The 11,250-nt window shown below is 71.6% G+C and carries 10 protein-coding genes; 1 reads left to right on the plus strand and 9 read right to left on the minus strand.

Annotated elements, in window-relative coordinates:
• Window positions 1-85 precede the first annotated feature (85 nt).
• From LXT21_RS34860 to LXT21_RS34895, 8 genes are read right to left on the minus strand one after another with little or no spacing between them, the layout of a single operon-like run.
• Window positions 86-1,825 carry a complex I subunit 5 family protein gene (locus LXT21_RS34860; RefSeq protein WP_254042546.1) on the minus strand — a complete coding sequence of 580 codons (1,740 nt, stop codon included), beginning with the start codon at window positions 1,823-1,825 and terminating at the stop codon, window positions 86-88.
• Window positions 1,822-3,312, minus strand: a complete 1,491-nt coding sequence (locus LXT21_RS34865) for a monovalent cation/H+ antiporter subunit D family protein (protein WP_254042547.1) — start codon at window positions 3,310-3,312, stop codon at window positions 1,822-1,824. The genes LXT21_RS34860 and LXT21_RS34865 overlap by 4 nt, the downstream gene beginning before the upstream one ends.
• Complete coding sequence (locus LXT21_RS34870) at window positions 3,309-4,736, minus strand: complex I subunit 5 family protein (RefSeq protein WP_254042548.1); 1,428 nt, start codon at window positions 4,734-4,736, stop codon at window positions 3,309-3,311. Before LXT21_RS34870 ends, LXT21_RS34865 begins: the two co-directional genes overlap by 4 nt.
• The gene (locus LXT21_RS34875) at window positions 4,733-5,062 is read right to left on the minus strand and encodes an NADH-quinone oxidoreductase subunit K (RefSeq protein WP_254042549.1); all 330 of its coding nucleotides are present in this window, start codon (window positions 5,060-5,062) and stop codon (window positions 4,733-4,735) included. Before LXT21_RS34875 ends, LXT21_RS34870 begins: the two co-directional genes overlap by 4 nt.
• Window positions 5,059-5,991, minus strand: coding sequence for a hydrogen gas-evolving membrane-bound hydrogenase subunit E (mbhE, locus tag LXT21_RS34880; protein ID WP_254042550.1), 933 nt, complete (start codon window positions 5,989-5,991; stop codon window positions 5,059-5,061). Before mbhE ends, LXT21_RS34875 begins: the two co-directional genes overlap by 4 nt.
• Window positions 5,988-6,299: a monovalent cation/H(+) antiporter subunit G gene (gene mnhG / locus LXT21_RS34885; protein WP_254042551.1), complete on the minus strand. Its 312-nt coding sequence runs from the start codon at window positions 6,297-6,299 to the stop codon at window positions 5,988-5,990. Before mnhG ends, mbhE begins: the two co-directional genes overlap by 4 nt.
• Window positions 6,296-6,592 carry a monovalent cation/H+ antiporter complex subunit F gene (locus LXT21_RS34890; RefSeq protein ID WP_254042552.1) on the minus strand — a complete coding sequence of 99 codons (297 nt, stop codon included), beginning with the start codon at window positions 6,590-6,592 and terminating at the stop codon, window positions 6,296-6,298. Before LXT21_RS34890 ends, mnhG begins: the two co-directional genes overlap by 4 nt.
• Window positions 6,585-7,157, minus strand: a complete 573-nt coding sequence (locus LXT21_RS34895) for a Na+/H+ antiporter subunit E (protein ID WP_254042553.1) — start codon at window positions 7,155-7,157, stop codon at window positions 6,585-6,587. Before LXT21_RS34895 ends, LXT21_RS34890 begins: the two co-directional genes overlap by 8 nt.
• A 358-nt stretch (window positions 7,158-7,515) precedes the next feature.
• Here LXT21_RS34895 and LXT21_RS34900 point away from each other — a divergent pair, with 358 nt between their 5' ends.
• Window positions 7,516-8,337 (plus strand): alpha/beta fold hydrolase, encoded by an 822-nt coding sequence (locus tag LXT21_RS34900; RefSeq protein WP_254042554.1) that lies wholly within the window; start codon window positions 7,516-7,518, stop codon window positions 8,335-8,337.
• Between the two features lie 18 nt (window positions 8,338-8,355).
• On the opposite strand, the gene LXT21_RS34905 is transcribed toward LXT21_RS34900, so the two are convergent.
• Window positions 8,356-11,073, minus strand: coding sequence for a N,N-dimethylformamidase beta subunit family domain-containing protein (locus LXT21_RS34905; protein ID WP_254042555.1), 2,718 nt, complete (start codon window positions 11,071-11,073; stop codon window positions 8,356-8,358).
• Window positions 11,074-11,250 lie beyond the last annotated feature (177 nt).

Below are 11,250 nucleotides of genomic sequence, written 5' to 3' on the forward strand. Positions count from 1 at the left end.
CTCGACACGCGGGCCTCGCTCCCGGAGGCGACTTCGCGGTGAGGCACGGAGCCCCGCGATGACGCCCCGGGGCGCGCGCTCCGGCTCAGCGCACCAGCAGGAACAGGAACACGCCCAGGAACACCAGCAGCAGGAAGCCCACGCTGCTCAGCCGGCTCAGCCCTTCCTCCCCGCGACTCACCTCGCGGAGGAAGAGGTCCCGCAGTCGGGCGAACCAGCGCAGCGTGCGCACGGTCAGCTCACTCGGCGTCGACTCCTCGCGCTCCGCCCCTCGCGTCAACAGCCGCCACCCGGGGAGCACCAGCCTCGACAACGGCCACAGTACGTCCCCCGCTGGTATCTCCGGGACGCTCCGGCCCAGGCGCCACGCCACCGCGCTCAGCCCCACGCCCACCGCCACGGGCCAGGCCGAGGACCACAGGTTCTTCGGCTCCAGGAGCTTGGGCAAGAACTCCGAGCCCACCGGCGGCCACACCAGCAGCGCCGTGTCCACGGCGAGCAGCACCACCCACGACAACCACATCCCTCCCGTGTCGCGAGTCCCCTGCTCGGGCGCATCGGGGAGCACCCGCACCAGGAAGCGCGCCATGATGAGCGTGCTGCCCACCGCCGCCAGCGACAACAGCGTCGGCACCACCTCCGGCGCGTGCGCCACCGCCTCCGCCGACTTCAACGACAGCTTCGCCAGCGCCCCGCTCGTCAGCGGCGCTCCGGAGATCTCCAGCCCGGCCCACACCAACCCCACCCACACCACCACCGCGCGCCAGCCCCGCCGCCCCGTCTCGTGCACCAGCCCGGCGCCCAGGAACAACAGCCCCTTCGCCAGGGAGTGGTGCGCCGCGTACACGAGCACCGCGCCCACCAACACCGGCGCCGCCTCCGGCGCGCTCAACGCCAGCCCCACCGCGAGCGTCAGGAACCCCATCTGGCTGATGCTCGAATACGCGAGCACCGTCTTCGCCTCCTTCTGCGTCAGCCCCACCAGCACGCCGTAGAAGCTCGCCGTCAGGCCCAGGGCCACGCACACCTGACCCACCTCGGGCACGCGGGCCTCGCCCAGCGGCAGGAAGCGCAGCCAGCCCAGCACGCCCACCTTGATGATGGTGCCACTGAGCACCGCGCTGCCCGGCGCGGGCGCCACCGGATGCGCCAGCGGCAACCACATGTGCAACAGCAGCACGCCCACCTTCACGCCGAAGCCCGCGAGAATCAGGACGCAGATGAGCGTGCGCTCGGGCGACTGCGCCACCACGCGCGGCACCTCGTCGAACATCAGGTTGATGCGCGTGCCCGCGATGAGGAAGAAGGCCGCGAGCAGCAGCACCTCGCCCACCAACGCCATGATGATGTACACGCGCCCCGCCCGGGCCGCGCGCTCGTCTCGCGAGTGGACCACCAGCCCATACGCGCAGAAGGTCATCATCGCGAAGAACAGGTAGAAGCTCGCCATGTCCCGCGCGAGCACCGCGCCCACGTTCCCCATCAGCGTCGCCAGGTAGAAGCCCCAGAACGACGCCTTCCGCCCGTCCTCGCGCAGATACCCTCGCGCGAAGAGCCCGGAGAACAGCCACAACACACCGGTGAAGAGCAGGTACGTCCGCGTCACCTCGTCCGGCGCGTACAGCCGCATGCCGAGCAGCACGGACGGCCAGGACACCGTCGCACCCGCGCTCACGCCCAACACCACCGTCGGGAGCGCTGACCACGGCGCCAGCAGGACGCCCACCCTCCGCGTCGCCGGCAGCATCACCGCCACCAGGAGCACGAGCGGCACGCCCAGGGTCGCCATGACCAGCAGCGAGGGCACCTCCTCCCATCCGCTCATGGCCGGAACTCCCGGTCCGTGATGAGCCGCGTCCAGCCCAGGGGGCTGAGCTCCGCGCCCGCGAACAGCCCCGCGGCCACTGACAGCACCGCCGTCACCACCGTCGGAAACAACAACGCCCAGCCAATCTCCCACCCGCGAGGGCGCGTGCTCGGCTTCCAGTCCTCACGCGGCGCCTGGAACCACGCCGAGTAGACGATGGGCAGGAAATAGCCCGCGTTGAGCAGGCTGCTCACCAGCAGCACCACCACCAGCCACGGCTCGTTCGCCTCCAGCGCGCCGATGCCCAGGTACCACTTGGTGATGAAGCCCGCGACGGGAGGAATCCCAATCATCCCCAACGCGGCGATGGTGAACGCCGCCGTCGTCAGCGGCATCCGCCGCCCCACTCCGCGCAGCTCCTTCACCCGGTGCAGGTGCAGCTCCTCCGCGTAGTTCCCCGCGCAGAAGAACAGCGTGATCTTCATCACCCCCTGATGCACCAGGTGCACCAGCCCCCCAATCGTCGACACTGTGCCGAAGATGGAGATACCCAACACGATGTACGCCACCTGGCTCACCGTCGAGTAGGCCAGCCGCCTCTTCAAGTCCCCCTGCTGGAGCGCCTTCAGCGAGCCATACAGGATGGTGATGGCCGCCACGACGGCCAACGGCCGCGTCACCCCCAGGTCGTGCACCAGGTAGACGCCATACACGTCGTAGATGACGCGGGTGATGCCGAACGCTCCCGCCTTCACCACCGCGACGGCGTGGAGCAGCGCGCTCACCGGCGCGGGCGCCACCATCGCCACCGGCAGCCAGCCATGGAACGGCACCAGCGCCGCCTTCACCGCGAGCCCGCCGATGAGCAGGCCGAAGGCCACCACCAACTCCGTGCGGTGACCCGACACGGCCGAGAGCGCGCCCCGCTCGGTGAACTCCACCGTGCCCGCCAACGTGTAGAGCAGCACCACCCCCGCCAGGAGCAGCGTGGCGCCGCTGAGCGTGTAGCGCAGGTACACGTTGCCCGCGCGCAGCGCCTCCTTCGTCCCGCGGTGGATGACCAGCGGGTACGTGGACAGCGTGAGCATCTCGTAGAAGAGGAAGAACGTCAGGAGGTTGCCCGCCAGGGCGATTCCCATCGTCGAGGCGACGCACAGCGAGAAGAAGCCGAAGAAGCGGCTGCGATGCCCCGTGCCCTCCAGGTAGCCCACCGCGTAGATGGTGGTCACGAACCAGAGCACCGCGGACAGCGTGATGAAGAGCAGGCTGAACGAGTCCGCCCTCAACACCAGGTCCGCGTTGGGGAAGAAGGACACGCGCGTCTCGTACTGACGCCCCTGGAACACGCCCCAGGCCATGGCCGCCGTGAGCAGCAGCTTCGTCGCCGCGGCCGTCAGGTTGAGCACCGTGCGCGTGCGCCGCGCCTCCTCGGAGAGCAGGAAGATGATGAGCCCCGGCAGCAGCGAGCTCAGCAGCACGCACATGGGCAGCCAGGTGTTCTTCATCGCGCCGCCCCCACCGCCAGCAAGTCCAACGGGAACCAGGGCACCAGCCCCAGCACCAACGCGATGAGCGCGAGCGCGAACGGCGCCAGCTCATTGCCCAGCGGAATCGCGCGCACGGTGACGCCCTCCGGCAACGGCAGGAACGAGCCTCGGAGGATGCGAAAGACGTACGCCGCCGACAGCAGGCTGCCCACCAGCAGCACCACGCCCCACCACCACTGGCCCGTGGCGATGGACGCGTTGAGCAGCAGCCACTTCGCGATGAAGCCCCCGCTCGGGGGAATGCCAATCAGGCTGATGCCTCCCAGCCCGAGCGCCAGGAAGGTGAACGGCATCCGCCCCGCCAGCCCCTGCACCCCGCCCAGCGCGGTGATGCCCACCGCCTGGTGGATGTTGCCCACCGCCACGAACATGGAGGCCTTCGCCGCCGCGTGGGAGACCACCAGGTAGATGGCCCCCGCCCGCGCGTCCTCCGTCGCCATGGGGAAGACGAGGAACATGTAGCCAATCTGCGCGACGCTCGAGTACGCGACGACGCGCTTGAGCTGCGACTGGAGCAGCGCCAGCAACGAGCCCCAGATGACGGCGGCCGCGCCCAGCAGCCCCAGCAGCTGCGCCACCTGGGCATCCATCACCGGCGCGAAGACCTCCATCCACAGCCGGAACAGCACGTAGTAGGAGCCCTTGGAGATGAGCGCGGACAGCAGCGCCGTCACCGGCGTGGGCGCGCCCGCGTACGTCGGCGGCAGCCACACGTGCAGCGGGAACAGGGGCGTCTTGAGGCACAGCCCCACCGTCACCAGCGCCGCCGCCACCCACGTCACCGGCCCGGGCTGGACGCGCTCGGCGAGCAGCCCCACGTCCAGCGCCGCATAGGCCCCGTACAGGAGCGCGATGCCCAGGAGGTAGCAGAGCGAGCCCGGCAGCGCGAAGAGCAGGTAGCGCAGCCCTCCGTCCAGCCCCGGCAGGTCCCTGCGCACCGCGATGAGCGCCACGGCGCCCAGCGTCGTCAGCTCCAGCGTGACGTAGAGGTTGAAGGCGTCCGCCGACAGCACCAGCGCGTTGAGCGCGCACCAGACCAGCAGCCACAGCGGCAGGAACTCCCGGTCCTCGCGGTCCGGGAGGTGGTCCAGCGCGTGAACACTGGTGAGCGAGCCCACCAGGGCGATGGTCAACAGCATCAGCACGGCGAGCCCGTCCGCGCGCCACTCGATGCCCAGCGGCACGCCCCAGCCGCCGATGCTCTGGCGCAGCACACCCCGGTGCGCCACCTCCCAGGCCAGGACAGCGGACGCGCTGAGCGTGGCCACCGACGTCACGCCCGCGATGAGGCGCACCGCGGGCCGTCCCACCAGCAGCGCCAGCACCGCGCCCAGCAGAGGGATGATGACGGGCCACGCCATCAAGGCCGAGGCTCCCGTCATGAGCGCTCCCCATCGGAGACGGGCTCCCGCTCCGGGGAATGGGCCTTCTGCGCCTGCAGCCGCGCCATGCGCCTCGCCAGCGCCACCGCGAGCGCCGTGGCGCTCACCGACACCACGATGCCCGTGAGCACCAGCGCGTGCGGCACCGGGTCCGGCACGCCCGTGGGGACGCGCCGCGCGAGCGCCACCAGCACGAGCAGGACGCCGGAGCCCGCGATGTTCGCCGCGAGGATGCGCTTCACCACGTGCTGATGGGAGAAGAGCCCCACCAGCCCCACGCTGAACATCGCCACGCCCGAAAGCGCATAGACGGCCCACGGGCTCACGGCTTCTCCTCCGGCAGCGCCCGGGGCGGCCGCGTCCCGGGGAAGAACATCAACAGCACCATGGCGATGGAGACCGTCAGCGCCGCCTCCACGACGAAGATGAGCGTGCCCGCGTGCTTCGGGGGGTACTCCAACAGCCGCCCTCCAGAAACCAGCGGCGCCACCGCCACCAGGATGAACATCAACGGCCCGGTGAGCAGCGCCCAGCGCACCCGCGCGGACGACATGCGCGGCGTGCCCATGCGCGCGGTGAGGATGGCCACCACCCCGCCGCCCGCGAGGATGGCGCCCGCCTGGAAGGCCCCCCCCGGCCCGTGGTCGCCCACCCAGACGAGGTAGCCCGCCACCAGCAGCAGCGCGGGCGTCATCATCCGGAACAGCTCCCCCGTCAGCGGGTCCTCCATCGCCTCCTTGTCCGGCCGCTCGCTGCGCGGATTCACCGCGCGCGCGCCCAGCGCGGCCACCAGCAGCACCGCGATCTCCAGCAGCGTGTCGTAGCCCCGGAAGTTCAACAGCACCGCGGTGACGGGGTGCTCCACGCCGCTGTCCTCCTGGCGCGCGGCGATGAGGGGGCCCAGGCCCTGACTGTCGACGGGCAGCGCGAGCACCGCCCAGCCCAGCAGCGCCGTCAGCGCCACCGTGCACAGCAGCGCCCAGGGCCTCCGCCTCGCGCGGGCGCGCACGTCCGAGGAGTCCTCCTCCGTCCAGCTCAGCGTGTGCATCAACAGCGCGCCCGTCAGGCCCGTGCCCACCGCGGCCTCCACCAGCGCGATGTCCGGCGCGTCCAGCCGCGCCCAGCCCAGCGCGGAGAACAGGCCGAAGGCCACGAAGAGCACCACCGCCTGGGACAGCGCCTCCGTCCTCAGGACCAGCCAGGCCAGCAGCGGCAGACAGATGGCCAGGGTCGCGTCGAGCAGCCCGTCCATCATGACTCCCGCCGTCCACTCCAGGCCGGCGTGCCCCGCCGCAGCGCCGCGCGGGCGATGAGCTGACACGTGAAGGCGCTGGCGACGAGGACGAAGAGCCAGACCAGCAGCAGCTTGAGCGCCGTGGCCCAGGAGCCCGACTGGAGCGCCAGGCCCACCACCACCAGCCCCAGCCCCAGGTTGTCCACCTTGGTGAGCGCGTGCAGCCGGCAGTACACATCCGGGAAGCGCAGCACGCCCACCGTGCCCGCCAGACAGAAGCCCGCGCCCGCGAGCATGAACGCCGCGGCGACACCGTCGAGGAGGCTCATCCGCGCGGCTCCTCTCCGCGCGCGCGCGCGTCCTCCGAGTCGCGGCCCACCGCGAAGCGCACGAAGGCCACCACCGTGACGGGCGCGAGCAACGCGAAGATGAGGGCCACGTCTCGCAAGGGGGCGCCCCCCTCGTTCGCCGCGAGCAGCACCAGCACGCCCACGCCCGTGGTGCCGAACAGCTGCGCCACGATGAAGCGGTCCGTCAGCGTGGGCCCACGAACGACTCGCACCATCCCGGCCAGGATGTTCAGGAGCAGGAAGAGGGCCAGGCCCGTGCGCAGCTCATGCATGAGCGCCCTCCGGCGGAGGGGGTGAGGGCTCCAGGCCGAACAGGCGGCGCACGCGGCGCTCCAGGTCCTCCAGCTCGTGGTGGATGACCTCGCCCCGGTCCACGAGCGCGTGCACCACCAGCTCCTCGCCCTCCACGTCCGCGTTCAGCGTGCCGGGCATCAGGCTGAGGGTGATGCGGAACAGCGTCTGGGGCGCGCCCTGGGGCAGGCGCATCGGGTAGCGGACGAAGACGGGGGAGATGGGCAGGCTGGGCGAGAGCGCGCGCTTCGCCACGTCGAAGCCACCGTGCACCGAGCCCTTCAGGAAGAAGAGCGCGAAGCCCGCCACGCTCAGCGGCGTCCACGCATGGCGACGCGGCGGGCTCAACACGAAGCTCACCGCGGACACGACGCCCACCACCACCAGGCCGAACGTCAGGCTGCTCGGGTCGCCGTCACACAGCGCCCACCACGTCAGGGCCAGGAAGACGACGCGCGCCACCGCGCTCTTCCAGGCACCCACGTCCAGCCGAGGCGTCCGACTCCGGCCCTCCTCCGCGCTCGCGCGCGCGTCTCCAGTATCCACGGGGTCCACGCGTCGGACCCTAGGCCAGCCACCCCGCACACGTCGGACGGAGTCCCCCGTCACGTTGGTCATCGGACGCTTGGCGGACGCAATGGCGCATAACCGACGAAGCCGAGCCGACTCCAGGAGGAGCGCGCGGGCCCTCTCAATTCCAGACACGCTCGGAGGCCCTTCCGTCCAGGCCCCTCCGTCGACTCGCCCTCTCGGATGATGCGCGGCTTCCGTGGGGACACGCCGCGCGCCCCGCGGGCTCCCCCGTCCGGGGGAGTCGAGCACGCCTCGGCTTGGGGTGGGGGGCAACCCGGCACATCGCTACGGTGGCTCGCGCGGAAGTCACTTCCCCGAAGGAGCCGGCACGATGAGCATCGTCACGACGAAGGATGGAGCGCGCATCTTCTACAAGGACTGGGGCACGGGTCGGCCCGTGGTCTTCAGCCACGGCTGGCCGCTGAACTCGGACAGCTGGGACGAGCAGCTCCAGTTCGTCGCCTCGAACGGCCATCGCGCCATCGCGCATGACCGCCGGGGCCACGGCCGCTCCACCCAGACGTGGTCCGGTCACGACATGGACACCTACGCCGACGACCTGGCCGCGGTGCTCGACGCGCTCGACGTGAAGGACGCGGTGCTGGTGGGCTTCTCCACGGGCGGCGGCGAGGTGGCGCGCTACATCGCGCGGCACGGCACCCAGCGCGTGGCCAAGGCGGTGCTCGTGGGCGCGGTGCCTCCGCTCATGGCGAAGACGGCCAGCAATCCGGGCGGCCTGCCCATCGAGGTCTTCGACGACATCCGCGCCGGCGTCCTCGCCGACCGCTCCCAGTTCTTCCAGGACCTCACCACGCCGTTCTTCGGCGCCAACCGCCCCGGCGCCAAGGTCTCCCAGGGCGCGCGCGACGCGTTCTGGCTGGCCGGCATGCAGTGCGGCCTCAAGCCCGCCTACGACTGCGTCAAGGCGTTCTCCGAGACGGACCAGACCGAGGACTTGAAGAAGTTCGACGTCCCCACGCTCATCATCCACGGCGATGACGACCAGATTGTCCCCATCGAGGGCGCGGCGCGCGCGGCGGCCCGGCTGGTGAAGAACTCCACGCTCAAGGTCTATGCCGGCGCTCCGCACGGCCTGACGGTGACGCACCGCGAGCAGTTCAACGCGGACCTGCTCGCCTTCCTGAAGTCTTGAGCACGCGCGGGCCCGTCGTCAGGGCGGGCCCACCTGGATGACCTGGGTGGCGGAGGCGCTCGCCCCCAGGTCGTCCGTCGCGGTGAGCGTGACGGTGTAGCGGCCCACGCGGGTGTAGCGGTGCTCCAGGTGCGCCGCGTCGGACGTGGCGCCGTCGCCCAGCTCCCACCGGAAGCGCTGAATCCAGCGCCCCGCGCCCGTCGCGGTGCTCGTCGTCGCGTCGAGGAACACGTTCAAGGGCGCGCTCGTCCCCGAGAAGGGCCCGCCGGTGATGCGCGGCACGGGGCGCGAGCCCCCCGCCACGGCGGGCGCGAGCAGCTTGCGCACCGTGGACGCGCCCTGGTCCACCACCAACACGTCCCCGTTCGGCAGGCCCGCGATGCCCGCGGGCAGGCTGAAGGTGGCCTGCTCCGCCGCGCCATCCCGAGCCCCATGCGCGCCCGTGCCCGCGTACGTCCTCGCCCGGCCGGAGACGACGGCGCGGATGCGCTCGTTGCCCGTGTCCGTCACCAGCAGCCGGTCCTGGACATGGGCCGCGCCGAGCATCGGCAGGAACAGCGCCGCGCTGCCCGCGCCGTCCGAGAACCCGCCGGTGACGGCCCCCGCCGCGGTGGAGGTGGTGAAGCCCGCGTCCATCGCCACGCGGCGGATGAGGCGATTGCCCGTGTCCACCACCCACAGCGCGCCGCCGCCGAAGGCCACGCCCGTGGGCCGGTGGAGCTTCGCCTGGCTGGCGGGGCCGTTGGTGCTGCCCGAACCGCGCGCGCCAATCAGCGTGCTCACCCGTGCGTCCGGGGAGATGCGCGCGAGCCGGTGGTTGAAGGTGTCCGCCACGTACAGGTCCGCCCCGGCGAACGTCACGCTGGAGGGTGTCTGGAAGCGCGCGGCGGTGCCCACGCCGTCCACCTTGCCCTGCCGTCCGTCCTTCGAGCCCGCGAAGGTGCTCACCGTCCAGCGCTCGTCCCGGGCGATGCGGACGATGCGGTGGTTGCCCGTGTCCGCCACGTAGAGCGTGCCGTCGGTGGCGATGGCGATGGACTGCGGTGAGCGCAGCGCCGTCGTCGCGCCGGCCCCCTCGCCCACGCCCGGCGTGCCCGTGCCCGCGATGGTGCTGACGGTGCGCGCCGCGTCGTTGGCGATGCGTCGCACCGCGTGGTTGCCCGTGTCCGCGACGAACACGTTGCCCTGCGCGTCCACCGCCACGCCCACCGGCCGACGAAAGCGCGCCTGCGTCGCGGGGCCGTTGACGAAGCCCTCCTGGAACGCGGTCCCCGCGAAGGTGGAGACGCCCGCGGACTGCCCGGTGCGGTCCACGGGCTTGGGGTCGTCCGCGCCGAAGGTGTCGCCCGCCAGCGGGGGCACGAGGCCCGCCTTGCGCATCACGTTGTCGGTGATGCGCTGCACGCGCAGGTCCGCGAAGTGCGGATGCGACAGGCCGTGAGACCAGGAGATGCCGCCGCTGGCGAAGACGAACGCGCCGGAGGGCACGGTGTAGAGGGTGGAGGTGTGCCAGTTGGGCTCGCCCTTGTTGCTGATGGCCGGTGACTCGGCCAGCGCGACGAGCCCCGGCGGAGAGGCGCCGTTGCTCCACGCACGGTCGATTTCGTAGCCCACCACGGAGAGGATGGAGTCGCCCTGCGCGAGCCCCGTTCCGGCGAAGGGCCAGGCGCCGGGAGTGCGCACCACGTAGGGCTGAGGGATGAGGCCCCACGCGTCGGACATCACGCCCACCAGGCCGTTCTCCGGCTCACCCAGGCGCGCGTTGCGCCAGCGCACCGTCATGAGGTTCGTGCCCGCCTTCGGGTCCTCCTGGGGCGCCTCGTCCTTGTAACAGACCTGCCTGCGCCGCGACGTCCCCGTGGGCCCGGCCTCCAGGCGGATGAGCCAGCAACTCGTGTCGCTGCCGAGGAACGCCAGGTTCACCCCCGACGCCAGCGCCGCGTCCACCGCCTGCTTGAGCGGACGCGACCAGTACTCGTCATGCCCCACCGAGACGAACAGCTTCTGCCCCATCAACAGCGAGGGGTCCCGGTCCAGGTCCACGTTGGTGACGTAGTTGAGCTCGTAGCCCTTGGACTCGGCCCACAGCACGAAGTGGTGGGAGGCGTAGAAGTACTCGCCCGCGCCGTTGCCATCCACGTAGGGACGGTCGAACGAGGCGACCTTCGCGTGGCCTCCGGACAGTCCCAGGGACGTGGCGTAGAGGCTCTCCCCGCCCCAGGCGTTGTAGGCCTGGAACGTGGTGAACGGAATCAGGACCACGCCCGTGTTCTTCCGCTCGTCGGCCCGCACCACGAAGATGACGTAGGACTGCGGCCCGTCGTCGCGCACGAGCTTGAGCAGGTACACACCGCTGGGCCATGAGGCCTGCGTCGCCACGGTGAAGCTCACCGGCCACCGGCACTCGATGAGCCCCGTCGTCTTGTCCGCCACCGGCGTGGGCTGCGGGCCGAGGGTGACGGGACCTCCGGACGCCATGCGCCGCGAGCCCGCGCCGCCGTAGTGGCCCATGCGGTACAGCTCCCAGCGCACCGCGCGCGGGCTGTCGGTCCGCACGTGGATGTCGATGGGCTCGCCCCGCTGCACGCTCGTCGCGCTGGCGTAGCCCTCCAGCTGCGCGCCGGTCGCCGGCTGGCTGAGTGCCCACTGCGTGCTGCCAGCCAGCCGGGCCTCGCCGCCCGCCGGAGCGGCGGACATCAGCCCCACCCACATCGTCAGGACCATCGACAGCCCCATGAGCGCTCCTCCCGACGCGCCGTTGTCCCCGCACGGCCCCGTGTCCCTCAACCCTCCGGGCCCGCGAGTGGGCGCCCCCGGACAGACTTCGCGCGCGATGTGCCCGGGTCGACGTGGCCACTGTCCGCCATGACCCGTCTGCATGCCCCGCGCGCCCCAGGGCCCTCCGGGTCAACC

Source organism: Myxococcus guangdongensis, assembly GCF_024198255.1.
In the GTDB taxonomy this organism is placed as follows: Bacteria; Myxococcota; Myxococcia; order Myxococcales; family Myxococcaceae; genus Myxococcus; species Myxococcus guangdongensis.